Origin of the sequence: Micromonospora sp. NPDC049051 (assembly GCF_043197575.1) — a bacterium.
Lineage (GTDB): Bacteria > Actinomycetota > Actinomycetes > Mycobacteriales > Micromonosporaceae > Micromonospora.
The window spans coordinates 603863-621484 of sequence record NZ_JBICTL010000001.1 but is presented as its reverse complement, the minus strand read 5'-3'; the positions used below and the strand labels follow the sequence as shown (position 1 = coordinate 621484).

The 17622-nt window shown below is 71.5% G+C and carries 18 protein-coding genes; 1 reads left to right on the top strand and 17 read right to left on the bottom strand.

Features of this window, described 5'->3' with window-relative positions:
* Positions 1 to 36: 36 nt before the first annotated feature.
* The 12 genes from nuoF to mqnC form a co-directional block, all read right to left on the bottom strand.
* On the bottom strand, positions 37 to 1353 hold the full coding sequence (nuoF, locus tag ACGFIR_RS03005) for an NADH-quinone oxidoreductase subunit NuoF (RefSeq protein WP_393001023.1): 1317 nt from the start codon (positions 1351 to 1353) through the stop codon (positions 37 to 39).
* Complete coding sequence (gene nuoE, locus ACGFIR_RS03000) at positions 1350 to 2489, bottom strand: NADH-quinone oxidoreductase subunit NuoE (RefSeq protein WP_393142907.1); 1140 nt, start codon at positions 2487 to 2489, stop codon at positions 1350 to 1352. The genes nuoF and nuoE overlap by 4 nt, the downstream gene beginning before the upstream one ends.
* A 109-nt stretch (positions 2490 to 2598) precedes the next feature.
* On the bottom strand, positions 2599 to 3924 hold the full coding sequence (locus tag ACGFIR_RS02995; protein WP_393001027.1) for an NADH-quinone oxidoreductase subunit D: 1326 nt from the start codon (positions 3922 to 3924) through the stop codon (positions 2599 to 2601).
* A gap of 52 nt (positions 3925 to 3976) precedes the next feature.
* Positions 3977 to 4702 (bottom strand): NADH-quinone oxidoreductase subunit C, encoded by a 726-nt coding sequence (locus tag ACGFIR_RS02990; RefSeq protein ID WP_393001029.1) that lies wholly within the window; start codon positions 4700 to 4702, stop codon positions 3977 to 3979.
* Positions 4699 to 5370: a NuoB/complex I 20 kDa subunit family protein gene (locus ACGFIR_RS02985; RefSeq protein ID WP_393001031.1), complete on the bottom strand. Its 672-nt coding sequence runs from the start codon at positions 5368 to 5370 to the stop codon at positions 4699 to 4701. The genes ACGFIR_RS02990 and ACGFIR_RS02985 overlap by 4 nt, the downstream gene beginning before the upstream one ends.
* Before the next feature lie 14 nt (positions 5371 to 5384).
* A complete protein-coding gene (locus tag ACGFIR_RS02980; protein WP_393001033.1) occupies positions 5385 to 5750 on the bottom strand; it encodes an NADH-quinone oxidoreductase subunit A in 366 nt (121 codons plus the stop codon).
* A gap of 192 nt (positions 5751 to 5942) precedes the next feature.
* Complete coding sequence (locus ACGFIR_RS02975) at positions 5943 to 7220, bottom strand: geranylgeranyl reductase family protein (RefSeq protein WP_393001035.1); 1278 nt, start codon at positions 7218 to 7220, stop codon at positions 5943 to 5945.
* Positions 7221 to 7369: 149 nt separating this feature from the next.
* A complete protein-coding gene (locus tag ACGFIR_RS02970; protein WP_393001037.1) occupies positions 7370 to 7597 on the bottom strand; it encodes a hypothetical protein in 228 nt (75 codons plus the stop codon).
* A 66-nt stretch (positions 7598 to 7663) separates the two neighbouring features.
* Positions 7664 to 8374 (bottom strand): demethylmenaquinone methyltransferase, encoded by a 711-nt coding sequence (locus ACGFIR_RS02965; protein WP_393001039.1) that lies wholly within the window; start codon positions 8372 to 8374, stop codon positions 7664 to 7666.
* A 192-nt stretch (positions 8375 to 8566) separates the two neighbouring features.
* A complete protein-coding gene (locus ACGFIR_RS02960; RefSeq protein WP_393001040.1) occupies positions 8567 to 9805 on the bottom strand; it encodes a cell wall anchor protein in 1239 nt (412 codons plus the stop codon).
* A gap of 217 nt (positions 9806 to 10022) precedes the next feature.
* On the bottom strand, positions 10023 to 11228 hold the full coding sequence (locus ACGFIR_RS02955) for an LPXTG cell wall anchor domain-containing protein (RefSeq protein ID WP_393142905.1): 1206 nt from the start codon (positions 11226 to 11228) through the stop codon (positions 10023 to 10025).
* Between the two features lie 347 nt (positions 11229 to 11575).
* A complete protein-coding gene (gene mqnC, locus ACGFIR_RS02950) occupies positions 11576 to 12766 on the bottom strand; it encodes a cyclic dehypoxanthinyl futalosine synthase (RefSeq protein ID WP_393142903.1) in 1191 nt (396 codons plus the stop codon).
* A gap of 191 nt (positions 12767 to 12957) precedes the next feature.
* Between mqnC and ACGFIR_RS02945 the strand changes: the two genes are divergently transcribed.
* The gene (locus tag ACGFIR_RS02945; RefSeq protein WP_393001046.1) at positions 12958 to 13722 is read left to right on the top strand and encodes an N-acetylmuramoyl-L-alanine amidase; all 765 of its coding nucleotides are present in this window, start codon (positions 12958 to 12960) and stop codon (positions 13720 to 13722) included.
* Between the two features lie 90 nt (positions 13723 to 13812).
* On the opposite strand, the gene paaE is transcribed toward ACGFIR_RS02945, so the two are convergent.
* From paaE to paaA, 5 genes are all read right to left on the bottom strand, one after another.
* The gene (gene paaE, locus ACGFIR_RS02940; RefSeq protein WP_393142902.1) at positions 13813 to 14922 is read right to left on the bottom strand and encodes a 1,2-phenylacetyl-CoA epoxidase subunit PaaE; all 1110 of its coding nucleotides are present in this window, start codon (positions 14920 to 14922) and stop codon (positions 13813 to 13815) included.
* Entirely contained in the window at positions 14919 to 15395 is a 477-nt protein-coding gene (gene paaD, locus ACGFIR_RS02935; protein WP_393143724.1) for a 1,2-phenylacetyl-CoA epoxidase subunit PaaD, read from the bottom strand. The genes paaE and paaD overlap by 4 nt, the downstream gene beginning before the upstream one ends.
* Complete coding sequence (gene paaC / locus ACGFIR_RS02930; protein WP_393001050.1) at positions 15389 to 16114, bottom strand: 1,2-phenylacetyl-CoA epoxidase subunit PaaC; 726 nt, start codon at positions 16112 to 16114, stop codon at positions 15389 to 15391. Before paaC ends, paaD begins: the two co-directional genes overlap by 7 nt.
* 76 nt (positions 16115 to 16190) lie before the next feature.
* Positions 16191 to 16511 (bottom strand): 1,2-phenylacetyl-CoA epoxidase subunit PaaB, encoded by a 321-nt coding sequence (gene paaB, locus ACGFIR_RS02925; RefSeq protein WP_393001052.1) that lies wholly within the window; start codon positions 16509 to 16511, stop codon positions 16191 to 16193.
* Positions 16508 to 17575 carry a 1,2-phenylacetyl-CoA epoxidase subunit PaaA gene (gene paaA / locus ACGFIR_RS02920; RefSeq protein ID WP_393142900.1) on the bottom strand — a complete coding sequence of 356 codons (1068 nt, stop codon included), beginning with the start codon at positions 17573 to 17575 and terminating at the stop codon, positions 16508 to 16510. The genes paaB and paaA overlap by 4 nt, the downstream gene beginning before the upstream one ends.
* Between the last annotated feature and the right edge of the window lie 47 nt (positions 17576 to 17622).

Below are 17622 nucleotides of genomic sequence, written 5' to 3'. Positions count from 1 at the left end.
CTGCGGGGCTCGCTCCGCTCACTCCTCGCGCTCCCATCAGTGCGCTCCCACGAGCTGCTTGTCCGACAGCTTCGGCGCGGTACGTCCCTCGATGTAGTCGAGGTAGTCCTGCTTGAAGTACTTCAGCGACGAGGTCACCGAGCTGGTCGCGCCGTCGCCCAGACCGCAGAACGAGCGGCCGAGGATGTTGTCGCAGGTGTCCAGCAGGGTGTCCAGGTCCTCGTGGGTGCCCTGACCGGCGAGGATCCGCCGGTAGACCCGGACCATCCAGTAGTTGCCCTCCCGGCACGGGGTGCACTTGCCGCACGACTCGTGGTGGTAGAACTCCAGCCACCGGTAGGTCGCGTAGACCGGGCAGTCCTGGTCGGAGAAGATCTGGGTGGCCGTGGTGCCGAGGATCGAGCCGGCCGCCGCCACCCCCTCGAAGTCCAGCGGGACGTCCAGGTGCTCGGCGGTGAGCAGCGGCGTCGACGACCCACCCGGCGTCCAGAACCGCAGGTTGTGACCGGGCTGCATGCCACCGGCCAGCTCGATCAGCTCCCGCAGGGTGACGCCCATGCCGCACTCGAACTGGCCCGGGTTGGTGACCCGGCCGGAGAGCGAGTAGATCATCGGGCCGGACGACTTCTCCGTGCCCATGGACTTCCACCAGTCGGCGCCGCCCAGCACGATGTACGGCACGCTGGCGATGGTGCCGACGTTGTTGACCACCGTCGGGCTCGCGTACAGGCCGTGGGTGGCCGGGAACGGCGGGCGCAGCCGGGGCTGGCCCCGGAAGCCCTCCAGCGAGTCCAGCAGCGCGGTCTCCTCGCCGCAGATGTACGCCCCGGCGCCCGAGTGCACCACCAGTTCCAGGTCGAACCCGGAGCCGAGGATGTTCCGGCCGAGGTAGCCCTTGGCGGTCGCCTCCCGCACGGCGTTGCGCAGCCGGCGCGCGGCGTGCACCGCCTCGCCCCGGATGTAGATGTAGGCGCGGTTGGCACGGATCGCGTACGACGCGATGATCACGCCCTCGACGAGGGAGTGCGGGTCGTGCGTCATCAGCGGGAGGTCCTTGCAGGTGCCCGGCTCCCCCTCGTCGGCGTTGACGACGAGGTAGTGCGGCTTGCCGTCGCCCTGCGGGATGAACCCCCACTTGAGACCGGTCGGGAAGCCGGCGCCACCGCGACCGCGCAGGCCGGAGTCCTTGATCAGCTGGATCAGGTCGTCCGGGTGCGCCTTGAGCGCCTTGCGCAGGGCCGCGTAGCCGTCGAGCTTCTCGTAGGTGCCGATCCCCCAGGCGTCCGGCGACAGCCAGCGCTTGGTGAGTACCGGCGTCAGCTTGGCCAGGGTCTCCGGCCGGGGAGTGGTCACTTCTGGACCCCCGTCTCGCTCGCGACGGCGGAGCCCGCGCCATCGGCGCCCGTCCCCGCCTCGGCTTCCTTGAGGTTGCGCTCCTGCGCCCCGGCCTCGTCGCCGGCGGGCTTGCCGTCGCCGGCCGGCGCGTTGGCCGCCGCGCCGGCGGCCTCCGCCTTCCGCGCGTCGCGGGGGGCCGGCGGGGCGCCGTCCACCGGGACCTTGGTGCCGGGCGCGTCCGGCACGGCGGTCGCCGCGTCGGGCTGCCGGGTCTCGGCGGTACGCACCTCGGGCGACTTGGCGTCCGGCGCCTTCACGTCGCGGGTGGTGCTGCCGGCCGCCTCGGCGGCGGGTGCCGGCTCGCCGGTGCCCGCGTTGCCGGCCGCACCGAGGACGGTCCTGGCCGGCTCCGGGGCCGGCTTCGCGGCCTCGCTCCTGGCCTTCGCCTCGGCGGCTGCCTTGTCGGCCTCGGCCTTGCTCCGGATCGGGGTGTTCGGGTCGAAGCCCGGCACGGAGATGCCGTGCTCCTGTGCCAGCCGCAGCCCGCGCAGGGTGGGCTCTCCCGGCCCGCCCTCGGCGACCGCGCCCTCCCGCTCGTCGGCGAAGCCGGCGAGCTGCAGGGCCATCTCCTTCAGGGTGCAGAGCCGGGCGCCCCGGGTCGGCATCGGCCGGCCGCCGGCGCGCAGCTCGTCGACCACGCCGCGCGCGCTCTGCGGGTCGACGCCGTCGAAGAAGTCGTAGTTGACCGTCATCACCGGGCCGTAGTCGCACGCCGCCAGGCACTCGGCGTGCTCCAGGGTGATCTTCCCGTCGGCGGTGGTCTCGTCGTGCCCCACGCCGAGGTGCTCGGCGAGGGTGTCGTAGACCTCCTGGCCGCCGAGCACGTTGCACATCGTGTTGGTGCAGACGCTCACCAGGTAGTCACCGGTCGGCCGGCGCTTGTACATGGTGTAGAAGGTCGCGACCGCCCCGACCTGGGCCTTGTTCAGGCCCAGCACCTCGGCGCAGAACGCCACGCCCGCCGGGGAGACGTAACCCTCCTCGGCCTGCACGAGGTGCAGCAGCGGCAGCAGCGCCGAGCGGGACCGGTCGGCCGGGTAGCGGGCGACGATCTCCCGTGCCCGTTCGCGGGTCTCGTCAGTGAAAACACTCATCAGCGTCGCCTTCCGTTCGCGACTGGGCACGCCTCTGCCCGCGACTGCGGGGCTCGCTCCGCTCTCTCCTCGCGCGGGCGACTGGGGCTCGCAAGCTCACTCCTCGCGCTCACCTGTCACACCCACCCATGACGGGGTCCAGCGAGGCGCCGCCGGCGATCACGTCGGCGATCAGGCCGCCCTCGGCCATCGCCGGGAGGGCCTGGAGGTTGACGAAGCTCGGCTCCCGGTAGTGCACCCGGTAGGGCCGGGTGCCACCGTCGGAGACGGCGTGCACGCCCAGCTCGCCGCGGGGCGCCTCGATGCCGACGTAGACCTGACCCGGCGGCACCCGGAAGCCCTCGGTGACGAGCTTGAAGTGGTGGATCAGCGACTCCATCGACTGACCCATGATCTTCGCGACGTGCTCCAGCGAGTTGCCCATGCCGTCGACGCCGATGGCGAGCTGCGCCGGCCAGGCGATCTTCTTGTCGGCCACCATGACCGGGCCCGGCTTGAGCCGGTCCAGCGCCTGCTCGACGAGCTTGAGCGACTCGCGCATCTCGGCGAGCCGGACCACGTAGCGGCCCCACACGTCGCCGTCGGTGTGCGTCGGCACGTCGAACTCGTACGTCTCGTAGCCGCAGTACGGCATGGTCTTGCGCAGGTCCCAGGCCAGGCCGGCGGAGCGCAGCACCGGGCCGGTCACGCCGAGCGCGACGCAGCCCGTCACGTCGAGCACGGCGACGTTCTTCGTCCGCTCGAGCCAGATGGGCTGCCCGGAGAGGAGGTTCTCGTACTCCTTGAGCTTCTTCGGCATCAGCTTGAGGAACTCGCGGATCTTGACGATCGCCTCGTCCGGCACGTCCTGGGCCACGCCGCCCGGACGGACGTACGCGTGGTTCATCCGCAGGCCGGTGATGATCTCGAAGATCTCCAGGACGTACTCACGCTCGCGGAAGCCGTAGAGCATCATGTTGATCGCGCCCAGCTCCATGGCCGTGGTGGCCACCCAGACCAGGTGCGACGAGATCCGGTTCAGCTCCATCATCAGGACCCGGATGGTGTTCGCCCGCTCGGTGATCTGGTCGGAGATCCCGAGCAGCTTCTCCACCGCCAGCGCGTACCCGGTCTCGTTGAAGATCGGGGCGAGGTAGTCCATCCGGGTCACGAAGGTGCTGCCCTGGACCCAGTTGCGGTATTCGAGGTTCTTCTCGATGCCGGTGTGCAGGTAGCCGACGACCGAGCGGGCCTCGCGGACCGTCTCGCCCTCCAGCTCCAGGATCAGCCGGAGCACGCCGTGCGTCGACGGGTGCTGCGGACCCATGTTGACGACGATCCGGTCGTCGTTGATCGGGTCGGTCCCCGAGACGACGCTGTCCCAGTCGCCACCGGTGACGGTGAAGACCTTGCCCTCGGTGGTGTCGCGCTCGGTGGCGTAGTTCGACGTGCTCACAGTGCCGGCCCTCCGTTCACGACTGCGGGGCTCGCAAGCTCACTCATCGCGCTCACTGGTAGGACCTCCTCCGGTCCGGCGGCGGGATCTCAGCGCCCTTGTACTCGACGGGGACGCCGCCGAGCGGGTAGTCCTTGCGCTGCGGGTGCCCCTCCCAGTCGTCCGGCATGAGGATCCGGGTCAGGTTGGGGTGGCCGTCGAAGATGATGCCGAACATGTCGTACGCCTCACGCTCCTGCCAGTCCGCCGTCGGGTAGACCGACGTGACGCTCGGCAGGTGCGGGTCCTCGGCGGAGACCGCGGCCTCCAGCCGCACCGTGCGGCGGTAGGTCATCGAGGTGAGCTGGTAGACGACGTGCAGGCGACGGGCGTCGGCGCCGAGGTAGTCCACCCCGGAGACCGAGGAGCAGAGCTCGAAGCGCAGCGCCATGTCGTCCCGCATCACCTGGCAGACCTCGGCGATCCGCTCGGGGCGGATGTGCAGCGTCAGCTCGCCCCGGTCGACCACGACCTTCTCGACGGCGTCGGCGAAGGCCGGGTAGGCCTCCTCCAGCGCGTCGCGGACCTCGTCGAAGTAGCCCCCGTAGGGCCGGGGCGCGTCCTCGATGGTCCGGCGCTGGCGGACGAGGCCGCCGAAGCCGGACACGTCGCCGGAGCCCTGGTTGCCGAACATGCCGCGCCCCGCCGGGCTGGCCGGGGGAAACTCGGCCGGTGCCCCGCTGGTGGCGCCCGCCGGCGTCACCGGCACCGGCACGCCGCCGTCGTTAGGCGCGGTCATTTCACACTCCCGTGCAGGTGGTTCTGGGCCTTCATCCAGTTCTCGATCCGCAGCTGCTCCTCGCGACCCTCACGGACCGCCTTGGTCCACTCGGCCCGCCGGGCCTTGTCGCTGCGGTACGACGACGGCATCGAGCCGTAGGGCACGACCGGGACGTCACCACGGGCCTGCCGCGCCTCGAGCATCTTGCGGCCGTTCGGGCCGAGCGGCTCGTGCATGATCTTCTCGCGCAGCTTGAGGACCGCGTCGATGAGCATCTCGGGCCGGGGCGGGCAGCCCGGCAGGTACATGTCGACCGGGACGACGTGGTCGACGCCCTGCACGATGGCGTAGTTGTTGAACATGCCGCCGCTGCTGGCGCACACGCCCATCGAGATGACCCAGCGGGGCTCCGCCATCTGGTCGTAGATCTGGCGCAGCACCGGGGCCATCTTCTGGCTCACCCGGCCGGCCACGATCATCAGGTCGGCCTGCCGGGGCGACGCCCGGAAGACCTCCATGCCCCAGCGGCCCATGTCGTAGTGCGGGCCACCGGCGGCCATCATCTCGATCGCGCAGCAGGCCAGGCCGAAGGTGGCCCCCCAGACCGACGTCTTCCGCGACCAGTTGACCAGCTTCTCCACGGAGGTGAGCAGGACACCCGCGGGAAGCTTCTCCTCGATACCCATCTGAGGTTCCTCCCTCAGTCCCAGTCCAGGCCGCCACGCCGCCAGACATAGGCGTACGCGACGAAGACCGCGACGATGAACAGGACCATCTCCACGAAGCCGAAGATCGGCAGGGCGTCGAACGAGACCGCCCAGGGGTAGAGGAAGATGATCTCGATGTCGAAGACGATGAAGAGCATCGCCGTCAGGTAGAACTTGATCGGGAACCGGCTGCCGCCAACCGGCTGCGGGCTGGGCTCGATGCCGCACTCGTACGCCTCGAGCTTGGCCTTGTTGTAGCGCCGGGGACCGGCGAAGCGGGCAGCGGCCACGGAGAACAGCGCGAACGCCGCGGCGAGGGCGAACAGCCCGATGATCGGTGCGTAAGGCGAGAGCGACATCGTTTTCTCCTGCTCGTCCTTCCCTGCCCCTGGTCCTTGTCAAAAATCACACTATTCACGTCCCTGGCGACGGTCGCCGCCGGGGGTCGATCTCCCCTGTCCGCACCTGCGGTCGTCGCAGTCTGTGAACGGGGCCGTCACACAGCGCTGCCTTCTTTCGCGACCGCAGGGGCGCCCAGGCTCGTCCTCGCGCTACACGGCCGGCGCCACTCTCGTCATCGCGTTGATGACGCGGTCCATCGCGTCCCCGTCGCGCGGGTCGGTCAGGTTGGCCAGCAGCTTGAGCACGAAGCGCATGAGCATCGGGTGCGGCATGCCGTGCTTCGTGGCCATCCGCATGATCTCCGGGCGGCCGATGAGCTTCACGAAGATGCCACCGAGGCGGTAGTAGCCACCGAAGCGCACCTTCAGCTCCGCCGGGTACGCCGCCAGGGCACGCTCCCGGTCCGCGCCGGCGGGGCGCGCGAGCGCCTGCACGGCGACCTCCGCGGCCAGCTCACCGGACTCCATCGCGTAGGCGATGCCCTCGCCGTTGAACGGGTTGACCATGCCGCCGGAGTCGCCGACCAGCATCACGCCGCGGGTGTAGTGCGGCACCCGGTTGAACCCCATGGGGAGGGCGGCGCCGAGGATCGGGCCCTCCGCGTTCGCCTCGTCGGTCATGCCCCAGTCGGCCGGCGTGTTGGCCAGCCAGTCGGTGAGCAGCCGACGGTAGTTGGTCTTGCCGAACGCGGACGAGGAGTTGAGCACGCCGAGGCCGACGTTGACCCGGCCGTCCCCCAGCCCGAAGATCCAGCCGTACCCGGGCAGCAGGTTGTCGCCGCTGTCCTTGCTGCGCAGCTCGAGCCAGGACTCCAGGTAGTTGTCGTCGTGCTTGGCGGGCGAGCGGTAGTAGCGCCGGACGGCGACGCCGATCGGCCGGTCCTCGCGCTTGGCCAGCCCGAGGGCGAGCGGGAAGCGGCCGGAGACCCCGTCGGCCGCGACGACCAGCGGCGCGTGGAAGGTGGCGGGCTCCTTGCCCGGGCCGACCTCCGCCTCCACGCCGGTCACCCGGCCGTCCGGGCCCAGCACCGGGCCGGTGACGTTCACGCCGGTACGCAGCTCGGCGCCGGACTCGACGGCGCGCCGGGCGAGCAGGTCGTCGAAGTCGAGCCGGGTGCGCACCAGGCCGTAGTTGGGGAAGCTCGCGAGGTCGGGCCAGTCCAGCTCGAGCCGGACGCCGCCGCCGATCACCCGCAGGCCGCGGTTGTGCAGCCAGCCCGCCTCGGGCGAGGTGTCCACGCCCATCCGGATCAGCTGGCGCACCGCGCGCGGGGTCAGCCCGTCGCCGCAGACCTTCTCCCGGGGGAACTCGGTCTTCTCGAGCAGCAGCACCCGTACGCCGTGCCGAGCCAGGTGGTATGCGGTAGCCGACCCACCGGGACCGGCGCCCACGACGATCACGTCGGCGTCATGTTCCACCGCGGCCATCCCGCGCCTCCTCCCGCATGCTCGTGAAATCCTTCACAAGCCAGACGGTGGGAGTCTATGACCGACGCCATGACCGGCCCGGACCAGGGGTACCTAACTTGCCGGAGAGGCGTCGGCCGAGGTCGGAGGCGGGGTCGTCGGGGCGGGTGTCAGTGGGCGGCGGCCGCCGGGTCCAGGCCGGCGTCGTGCCGGATCGCCTCCGGCAGGTGCTCGCGTAGCGCGCCGCCTGCGGCGCGGTCCAGGGCGGCCAACACCTCGGCCACCACCTCACGGACGTCGGCGGGATCCGCGCCGGCCAGCTCCTTGAGCTGGGCGATCAACTCGGCCGCGTCGTCGTCGGTGGTCTCCGCGCCGACCGCCTGCTGTGGTCCCGTCATGGGGCGATCTTACGGAACGAACTGGCACAAAAACGGATATCTGCGAAAAGAGGCAGGCAACCTCGGTCAGTCGCGTACCGCGCGGTGCAGCGCCGCGATCCCGCCGGTCAGGTTGCGCCAGGCCACCCGGCCCCAGCCCGCCGCGCCGATCCGCGCGGCCAGGGCGGGCTGGTCGGGCCACGCCCGGATCGACTCCGCCAGGTAGACGTACGCGTCGGGGTTGCTGGAGACGGCACGCGCCACGCTCGGCAGCGAACGCATCAGGTACGACAGGTAGACCGTGCGGAACGCCGGGTTCACCGGGGTGCTGAACTCGCACACCACCAGCCGGCCGCCCGGCCTGGTGACCCGGGCCAACTCCCGCAGGGCGGCGTCGGTGTCGTTCACGTTGCGCAGCGCGAACGAGATGGTCACCGCGTCGAAGGTGGCGTCGGCGAAGGGCAGCCGCAACGCGTCCCCCGCCAGCAGCGGCACCTGGGGACGGGACCGCTTGCCGACGCGCAGCATCCCGAGGGACAGATCCGCGCCGACCGCGTACGCGCCCGACTGGGCGAGTTCCTCCGTGGAGACGCCGGTGCCGGCGCCCACGTCGAGCACCCGGTCACCCGGCCGCAGATCGAGGGCGGCGCGGGTCGCCCGCCGCCAGAACCGGTCCTGTCCGAAGGAGAGGACGGTGTTGGTCAGGTCGTAGCGAGCCGCCACGCCGTCGAACATCGCGGCGACCTCGTGCGGCTGCTTGTCCAGGTTGGCGCGCTGGCCCTGCGGGGAACGGCTCACCCCTCCACTCTGCCAGCCCGGCCCGCACGGGCGACCGGTGGGTCGACCGCCGGCGCTCGGTTCCGCCAGGGCGACACGCCAGGCCGGCCCGGGCGGCCCGTCGACGGTGAGCACGCCCCGGAGCAGGGGCGACGCCCGGACACGCCGCGGGGGCGGGATGGTCGTCCCATCCCGCCCCCGTGTGGCCGTACGTCAGTCGGTCGACTTCTCGTCGCCGGGCGCCACCAGGACGACCCTGCGCCGCCGGGAGACCAGCAGCAGCGCGCCGCCGGCCAGCAGCACGGCCGCGCCGATGCCGCCGATCAGCCCGGCCTGCACGCCGGTCACCGGCAGCCCGCCGTCACCGCCACCGCCGCCGCTGCCCGGGGTCGTGGTCGGGACCGGCGTGGGTCCACCGGTCGGGGTCGCCGTCGGCGCCACGGTCGGCGTCGGCGTCGGGCTCGGCTGCGCGGACAGGTCGACGAAGGCCTCGAAGATCGTGTGGTTGTCCATCACGTCGGTCTCGGAGAAGGCCTTCCGCTGCGCCTGGCCGGCCACCCGCGACTCCTCCTCGGGCTCGCCCTCGGCGACGTCCAGCCCGTACGCGAAGAGGTCGCCCTCCCGTAGCACCGGCTCGGTGACGTCGTCGCCGACCTTCACCGTGACGTCGGCGGTGTAGTACTGCCCCCGGCGGATGACCGCGCCGGCGTCCTCGCAGAACGCCTGCTCCCTGCCGAGGAACACCTGCCGGACGCAGCTCTCCGGCAGCGTCACGAAGCTGACGCCCGCCGGGAGGGTGATGCCGTAGAAGACGCCGGTCGCGGGCCGGCTGCCGTCGTTGTAGACCGCCCAGTCCAGCGGGACGGTCACGCCCCGGCGCACCGGCTTCAGGTCCGGCTCGTCGGCCACCGCGCCGTTGACCACGACGCCCGCCTGGATGTCCTGCACCCAGGCGGTCAGGTCGTAGCCGGGCTTCGTCACGGTGACCGGCACCTCGACCTCGTCACCGAGGTCGCTGCCCGGCGTGGTGGTGGTGACGCCGACGACCAGCGTGCCGCCGTTGCCCCGGCCGCCGGTGCTGAAGAGCGGGACGCCGAAGTCCTTGCTGGTGCCGGCGGGCAGGTCGCCGAGGGAGCACTGGTAGAGGTGGCTCTCGACGACGCGGCAGCCCTCGGGCACCACGAAACCGACCCGCCTCTTCTTGAGCTCCCGGGTGTCGACCCGGTACGAGACGTCCTGCGCGGTGGCCGTGCCCACATTGGTCACGGTGAACTTGAACGGCTTGCTCCGGGCGGCGTCGACGCCCTTCGCCAGCTGGGTGCTCATCGGCATCAGGGCCAGGTCCGGCCCGTCAGCGGCGTGAGCGGGAACGGCGACGGCGGTCAGGCCACCCGCCGCGAGGAGTGCCACGGCGCCGGCGCGGGCCAGGGCCGAACGATGGAACAGGGTCATCGGTCCCCCGGGGGTTAGGGAATGAGGCGGGTGTTGCGGAACCCGGGCGGACGTTATCGAAGGTCGATGCCGCCCGCCAGCAGGGAGATCGTGTTTCATCCGTCCGGCCGATCCGGTCGGACGGCCCGACGCACAGCGGGGGCGGGATGGTCACCCATCCCGCCCCCGCTGCCGTGCGTTATGTGAACGACCCTCGCGGGTCGATAGAGGACGACCGTCAGGCCGTCGGCTTCTCGTCGCCCGGGGTCACCAGGACGACCCGGCGCCGCCGCGCCATCATGAACATGACCGCGCCCGCGACCAGCACCACGCCGCCGATGCCGCCGATCAGGGTGGTCTGCGCGCCGGTGACCGGCAGGCCGCCGTCGTCGTCACCGCCGCCGCCAGCGCCGCCCTTGGCCGCGACGATCACCGCGTAGCCGTCGGAGTTGTCGGAGGCGTCCACGTCGGTCGCCCGCAGGCCGGTGACGTTCTCCGGCAGGGTGACCGCGGCCGCCCGCATCCGCTTGGCCGGCGAACCGATCGGCTCGACGCTGACCAGGCCGCCCTTGAGTGCGCCCGGCTTCACGTCCGCCGCCACGTCGAACAGGTGGTAGAAGCCGTAGGCCGAGTAGACCTCGTCCTCGCCGTTGGTGTCCTCGTCCTGCGGGATCAGCCCGAAGTCGGCGTAGGTGCAGGTGAAGGTGGACTTGTCGGCCGCGTACTCGCAGCCGGGCTCCACCTCGGTCGGGGTCACGCCCTTGGGCAGCTTGACGCTGATCTTGAGGCCGGCGGCGGCCACGTCACCCTGGTTGCTGATGAAGTAGGTCAGTGCCGACCGGCCGCCCGCGTGCAGGTCGCCGGAGTAGACCGGGTTGCCGTCGACGATCTTCACGGCCTGCTTGACGTCCTCGGCGACGACCGAGAGGTCCGGTCCGCTGGCGTCCGAGAACTCCAGCGTGGCGGTCTTGGTGTTGTTCGCCGCGTTGGTGTCGTCCTTCGAGATGAGCTTGAAGGTCAGAGGCGCCTTGTAGGTGCCCGTGCCCTCGAACCTGAACAGGACGATCGGCAGGTCGGTGGTCTCGCCCGGGCCCGGCAGGCCCTTCTCCGTGGCGTGACAGACGAACGCCGTCGGCTTCTCCCCGGCGAACTCCACGTCGCAGCCGTCCTCGACGGCCGGCACGGCGGCGACCTTGTCGAAGTCGACCTTGGACACGTCCACCCGCACGGCCAGCTCACCCGGGGTGTTCTTGCCGGTGTTGGTCACCTTGGCGTAGGCGAACTTGCCCTCCGCGCCGGCGGCGACCCGCGTGCCCGCCACGTCGATCGCGAGGTCCGTCTCCGTGCCCGAGGCGTGGGCCGGGCTACCGAGGACGGTCAACGCGCCGGAGGCGAGCAGCGCGCCGGCGCCGATACGCGCCAGCGAACGATTACGGAAGATCATGAAAGAGGTCCCCCCGTTGGGGCAAAGGAAAGGTACGGCCGGGGACGTTAGCGGTAAGCGATCACGCCCGCCACCCCGCAGTTCGCGCACCTTGAACAGCGTGGCTAAGAATCACTTAAGGAATGCCCGGATTGATATGTCTTGCTGCCCCGGGCACCCCGGCACCGACTCCGAACGGCAATCTAATCGAGATCAACGGCTCACGGGAATTCATCCGATCGGCCAGCCGTACGGATGAATGAGCGTCACTATTCGTGCACCTGTGATCCACGCAGCGGCCCACGTACGACGGCACCCCACCGCCGGACGACGGTGGGGTGCGGTGCGGATGCCGGCGGAAAGACCGCTCAGCGGGCGTCGACCAGCGGCAGGGACCTGCCGGCGCCGCCGCCCGGCATGGCGATCGAGGAGAAGTGCGAGACCACCCGCTCGTCGGTCGGGTCGTCGGCCGGGGTGCGGTGCACGGCCAGCCGGTTGTAGAGGGTGTCGCGCTGGGCGGGGATCCGGTCGGCCGAGCGGATCATCCCGATCAGCTCGTGCAGGTTGGAGCGGTGCCGCGCGCCGGCCGAGGAGATGACGTTCTCCTCCAGCATGATCGAGCCGAGGTCGTCCACGCCCATGTGCAGGGCGAGCTGCCCGACGTCCTTGCCCGTCGTCAGCCAGGACGCCTGAAGGTGCGGCACCGTCTCGAAGAAGAGCCGGGCCACCGCGACCAGCCGCAGGTATTCCAGGGTGGTGGCCTGCGTACGGCCCTTGAGGTGGTTGTTCTCCGGCTGGTACGTCCAGGGGATGAACGCCCGGAAGCCCTCCGTGCGGTCCTGCACGTCGCGGATCATCCGCAGGTGCTCGATCCGCTCGGCGGCGGTCTCGCCGGTACCCATCATCATGGTGGCGGTCGACTCGACACCCTGCCGGTGCGCCAGCTCCATGACCTCCAGCCAGCGCTCACCCGACTCCTTGAGCGGCGCGATCGCCTTGCGGGGCCGGGCGGGCAGCATCTCCGCGCCGGCGCCGGCGATCGAGTCCAGGCCGGCCGCCTTGATCCGGGCGATGGCGTCGTCGAGGCTGACGCCGGAGACCTTGGCCATGTGCAGGATCTCGCTGGGGCCGATCGAGTGGATGGCCAGCTGCGGGTAGGCCTTCTTGACCGAGGAGAACAGCTCCTCGTAGTACTCCACGCCGTAGTCCGGGTGGTGCCCGCCCTGGAGCATGACCTGGGTGGCGCCCAGCTCGACCGCCTCGCCGCAGCGGCGCAGGATCTCCTCGGTCGGGTGGGTCCAGCCCTCCTTGTGCTTCGGCGCCCGATAGAACGCGCAGAACTTGCACGCCGTCACGCAGACGTTCGTGTAGTTGATGTTGCGGTCGATCAGGTACGTGACGATGTTGTCCGGGTAGCGCCGTCGGCGTACCGCGTCGGCGGCCTCGCCCAGGGCATGGAAGGGCGCCTCGGTGTAGAGCAGCAGGGCCTCCTCGGGCGTGATCCGCCCGCCGTCCGCGCCGCGCTGCAGGATGTCGTCGATCTCCCGGCTCACACTCACCCCCCGAGCCTACGTCGCCCCGCCCCGGGCCGGCCCCGCCGGACTCCTGTCGACCACGCCACAGGCCCCCGCCGGGCGATGAGAGGATCCGGGGGACTTATCCCCGACGCATCGATCAATTAGCATCCGTGGATGATTTTTCCCACGACGACCCGGACGCCGGGGTGCCTCGCCGACCTGGCGGCGGACTGATGGCGACCATCCCCTGGCTGGCCGACGTGCTCCGCGCCGCCGGTGTCACGGTGGTCGAGCACGGCAACTGGCTCGGCCGGGTGGCCGGCAGCTCGTTCGCCCCCATCGGCGTGCTCTGGCACCACACGGCGGCCACCTCCAGCGCCGGCAACCCGCACCCCGCCCTCAACATCTGCATCAACGGCCGGTCCGACCTGCCCGGCCCCCTCTGCCAGGCCCTGGTCGACTACCACGGCGTCTTCCACGTCATCTCGGGCGGACGGGCCAACCACGCGGGCGTCAGCCGTGGCAGCGGACCCATCCCGGCCGGTGACGGCAACACCCTGATGGTCGGTTGGGAGATCGACTACAACGGGGTCAGCCAGGCCATGACCGGCGCCCAGTACAGCGCCTCCGTGCTCGCCACCGCCGCCGTGCTGCGGCGGCTCGGCCGGGACGCCAGCCACGCACGGGGCCACCGGGAGACCAGCACCAGCGGCAAGATCGACCCGTCGTTCATCGACCTGGACTCGATGCGCGCCGACGTGGCCCGCCAGCTCACCGGCAACCCACCCCTCGACCTCACGGAGAACGACATGAAGCTGATCCAGTCACCCGGTCGCGGCATCGCCCTCGTCGGCCCCGGCTACTTCCGCCAGCTGCGCAACGACGAGGAGGTGCACGCCGCCGTCGCGCTGGCCGGCAACCCGCTGGTCGGCAACGACCGCCAGTTCGACCTGTGGCGCAGCATCGCCTACGACGGCCAGGTCAAGGCCCCGAGCTGACCACGGCGGTGTGGGGTCGGCGGGGTCGGTGCGGTGCCGGCGCCGACCCCGCCGGCCCGGCTTGCTCCCGCCGCCCGGCGGGCAGACCCGTCAGGCGTCGTAGTCGACCGTCAGCCGGTTGGTGGTCGGGCTGGACTGGCAGGTCAGGACGTAGCCGGCGGCCACCTCGTCCGGCTCCAGCGCGTAGTTGCGGGCCATCGTGACCGCGCCGTCGACCACCTTGGCCCTGCAGGTCGAGCAGACCCCGCCCTTGCAGGCGTAGGGCAGCTCGCCGCGCACCTTCAGCGCCGCGTCCAGCACCCGCTCGTCGCGCCGCATGGTGAAGCTCGACGACCGGCCGTCCAGCAGGATCGTCACCTCGGCGCCGCCCCCCGGCTCGTCGGCCGGGCGCCGTGGCGGAGCCGGGGCCTCGGCGACGTGGAACAGCTCCGTGTGCACCGCCGACTCCGGCACGCCGCGTGCGGCGAGCACCTCCCGGGCGTCCACCACCATGTCGTACGGGCCGCAGAGGAACCACTCGTCGACGGCGTCCCCGGGCACGATGCTGTCCAGCAACCGGCCCAGCCGGTCGGCGTCGATCCGGCCGGAGAGCAGCGGCGACTCGCCCTGCTCCCGGGAGAGCACGTGCACCAGGTGCAGCCGGGTCGGCCAGCGGTCCTTCAGGTCGGCCAGCTCCTCGGCGAACATCACCGTGTTCGCCGTGCGGTTGCCGTACACCAGGGTGAACGTGCTGGCCGGCTCGACGGCGAGCGCCGTCGCGACGAGCGCGAGCACCGGGGTGATGCCCGAGCCGGCGACCACCGCGCCGTAGTGGCGGGTCCGCTCCGGCGCGAAGGCCGTGGTGAAGTGCCCGAGCGGCGGCAGCACCTCGATCGTGTCGCCGCCGCGCAGCGCGCCGCAGGCGAACGTGGAGAAGGCGCCGCCGGGGATCTCCCGCACGCCGATCCGCAGCCGGCCGTGCCGGGCCAGGTCGTCGGGCGTGGAGCAGATCGAGTACGACCGCCGCACGTCCTCGCCGTCGGCGCCCGGACGCCGGACGGTGAGGTGCTGCCCGGCGGAGAACGCGAACGTCTCCCGCAGTTCCTCGGGCACGGCGAAGGTGACCGCCACGGCGTCGTCGGTGAGCCGGTCGACGGCGGCGACGGGCAGCGGGTGGAAGACCGGCCGGCGACGGACCGGGCGGGTGATCGTGACAGTCACAGCGCCTTCAGGTGGTCGAAGGGTTCACGGCAGGAACGACAGCGCCAGAGCGCCTTGCACGCGGTCGAGCCGAAGCGGCTGACCTGCTCCGTCTCCGGCGAGCCGCAGCGCGGGCAGCGGACGGCGATCGTCAGCGGCACCACGTTGTCGGCGCGTACGGGCGACGGCGGGGCGATGCCGGCGGCGGCGAGCTTGGCCCGGCCGGCCTCGGAGATCCAGTCGGTGCTCCACGCCGGGCTGTAGACGGTGCGCACCTCGGCGTCGGGGCGACCGACGGCGGCCAGCGCCCGCCGGATGTCGGCGCGGATCACGTCCATCGCCGGGCAGCCCGTGTAGGTGGGGGTGATGGTCACCACGACGCGGCCGGTGGCCGGGTCCTCGTCGACCGCCCGCAGGATGCCGAGGTCGTCGATGGTGACGACCCGGATCTCCGGATCCACCACCGCCGCCACGGCCTCCCTCGGATTCACCAGTTGGCTCCGGGGTGGGCGCGGTGCAGGACCTGCATCTCGGCCAGCAGGTAGGACAGGTGCTCGGTGTGCACGCCGTCGCGCCCGCCGGCCGGCGCCCAGCCCGGCTCCGGTCGGGTCAGCGTGGCCTCGTCCAGCACGGCGGCGACCCGGGCGTCGAAGGCGGCCCGCAGGGTGGCCGGGTCGACCGGCGCCGCCGGGGCGGGGGCGAACAGCTCGTGGACGTACGGCCAGACCTCGTCGACCGCCGCCTGCATGCGCCGGTGCGAATCCTCGGTGCCGTCGCCGAGCCGCCGCACCCACGTCGAGGCGTGGTCGAGGTGGTAGGCCGACTCCTTGCGGGCCTTGGCCCCGATCGCGGCCAGCCGCTCGTCGGCGCACCCGGCCAGCGCGGTGTAGAGGGGAAGCTGGTAGGCCGAGAGGAAGAGGAGCTTGGCCATGGTGACCGCGAAGTCGCCGTTGGGCAGCTCCACGAGCAGGCAGTTGCGGAACTCCCGGTCGTCGCGGAGGAACGCCAGCGCGTCCTCGTCCCGGCCGGCGCCCTCCAGCTCGCCCGCGTACGACAGCAGGAGGCGGGCCGCGCCGAGCTGGTCGAGGGCGATGTTGGCCAGGGCGATGTCCTCCTCCATCTCCGGCGCGCGGCTGGTCCACTCGGCCAGCCGCTGCGCCGCGATGAGCGCGTCGTCGCCGAGGGCGAGGGCGAAGTCGAAGGGACCGGTCACGCCGCCACCCCGCTCCGCCCGGCGGTGGCGCGACGCGCCCCGGTGCTGAGCCGAACGGCTCGCTCGTTGCGCTCGCTCACAGGTGGGCCACCCCGTCCGGCACGTCGTAGAAGGTGGGATGGCGGTAGACCTTGTCGGCCGCCGGGTCGAAGAACGCGTCCTTCTCGTCGGGGCTGGACGCGGTGATCGCGCCCGCCGGCACCACCCAGATGGAGACGCCCTCCTGGCGGCGGGTGTAGAGGTCCCGTGCGTTGCGCAGGGCCAGCTCGGCGTCGGGGGCGTGCAGGCTGCCGACGTGGGTGTGCGACAGCCCGCGCCGCGCCCGCACGAAGACCTCCCACAGGGGCGACGCACCGCTCACGCCGCGCTGGTCCGTTCGCTCGCTGCGCTCGCTCACGCCGCCACCTTCTCCTTCTGCTCCACCCGCTTCGCGGCGTACGCCGCGGCGGCCTCGCGCACCCAGGCGCCGTCGTCGTGGGCACGGCGGCGGTGCTCCATCCGCTGCCGGTTGCACGGCCCCTCGCCCTTGATCACCCGCATCAGCTCGTCGTAGTCGGGCTGGGTGAAGTCGTACGACTGCCGGGACTCGTTCCAGCGCAGGTCGGGATCCGGGATCGTCAGACCGAGAATCTCCGCCTGCTGCACGCACATGTCCACGAAGCGCTGGCGCAGCTCGTCGTTGGAGAAGCGCTTGATCTTCCAGGCCATGGACTGCGCCGAGTGGGTGGAGTCGGTGTCCGGCGGGCCGAACATGGCCAGTGACGGGTACCACCAGCGGTCGAGGGCGTCCTGCGCCATCGCCTTCTGCGCGTCGGTGCCGTGCGCCAGCGTGTGCAGGATCTCGTAGCCCTGCCGCTGGTGGAAGGACTCCTCCTTGCAGACCCGGATCATCGCCCGCGCGTACGGCCCGTAGGAGCAGCGGCAGAGCGGCACCTGGTTGACGATCGCGGCGCCGTCCACCAGCCAGCCGATGGCGCCCACGTCGGCCCAGGTCAGGGTGGGGTAGTTGAAGATCGAGCTGTACTTCTGCCGGCCGTTGAGCAGCAGCTCGACCAGCTCGTCCCGGCTGATCCCGAGCGTCTCGGCGGCGGCGTACAGGTAGAGGCCGTGGCCGGCCTCGTCCTGGACCTTGGCCAGCAGGATCGCCTTGCGCTTCAGCGAGGGGGCGCGACTGATCCAGTTGCCCTCCGGCTGCATGCCGATGATCTCGGAGTGCGCGTGCTGCGCGATCTGCCGGATCAACGTCCTGCGGTACGCCTCGGGCATCCAGTCGCGCGGCTCGATCTTCTGGTCGGCGTCGATGACCTCGGCGAAGTACGCCTCGAGGTCCTCACCCGGGCCGGGGGCGCCGCTTCGACGACCGCGTTCGGCGGCCTCCCGCAGGGCCGCCTCCGCCGCCTCGACCTCGCCGAGCAGGCCACCGCCGGGTGCGTCCTCGGCGGAGAAGTCGTTGCCATACATGGCGTCAAGTGTTACAGCTTGCCGCTCGGGGCACCAGAGGGTGTAAC

What these genes read in the sequence shown, in the direction of transcription:
- nuoE (WP_393142907.1), bottom strand. Translation starts at nt 2,489, where the DNA reads ATGAGTGTTTTCACTGACGAGACCCGCGAACGGGCACGGGAGATCGTC.
- ACGFIR_RS02990 (WP_393001029.1), bottom strand. Translation starts at nt 4,702, where the DNA reads ATGACCGCGCCTAACGACGGCGGCGTGCCGGTGCCGGTGACGCCGGCG.
- ACGFIR_RS02985 (WP_393001031.1), bottom strand. Translation starts at nt 5,370, where the DNA reads ATGGGTATCGAGGAGAAGCTTCCCGCGGGTGTCCTGCTCACCTCCGTG.
- ACGFIR_RS02980 (WP_393001033.1), bottom strand. Translation starts at nt 5,750, where the DNA reads ATGTCGCTCTCGCCTTACGCACCGATCATCGGGCTGTTCGCCCTCGCC.
- ACGFIR_RS02975 (WP_393001035.1), bottom strand. Translation starts at nt 7,220, where the DNA reads ATGGCCGCGGTGGAACATGACGCCGACGTGATCGTCGTGGGCGCCGGT.
- ACGFIR_RS02970 (WP_393001037.1), bottom strand. Translation starts at nt 7,597, where the DNA reads ATGACGGGACCACAGCAGGCGGTCGGCGCGGAGACCACCGACGACGAC.
- ACGFIR_RS02960 (WP_393001040.1), bottom strand. Translation starts at nt 9,805, where the DNA reads ATGACCCTGTTCCATCGTTCGGCCCTGGCCCGCGCCGGCGCCGTGGCA.
- ACGFIR_RS02955 (WP_393142905.1), bottom strand. Translation starts at nt 11,228, where the DNA reads ATGATCTTCCGTAATCGTTCGCTGGCGCGTATCGGCGCCGGCGCGCTG.
- ACGFIR_RS02945 (WP_393001046.1), top strand. Translation starts at nt 12,958, where the DNA reads ATGGCGACCATCCCCTGGCTGGCCGACGTGCTCCGCGCCGCCGGTGTC.
- paaA (WP_393142900.1), bottom strand. Translation starts at nt 17,575, where the DNA reads ATGTATGGCAACGACTTCTCCGCCGAGGACGCACCCGGCGGTGGCCTG.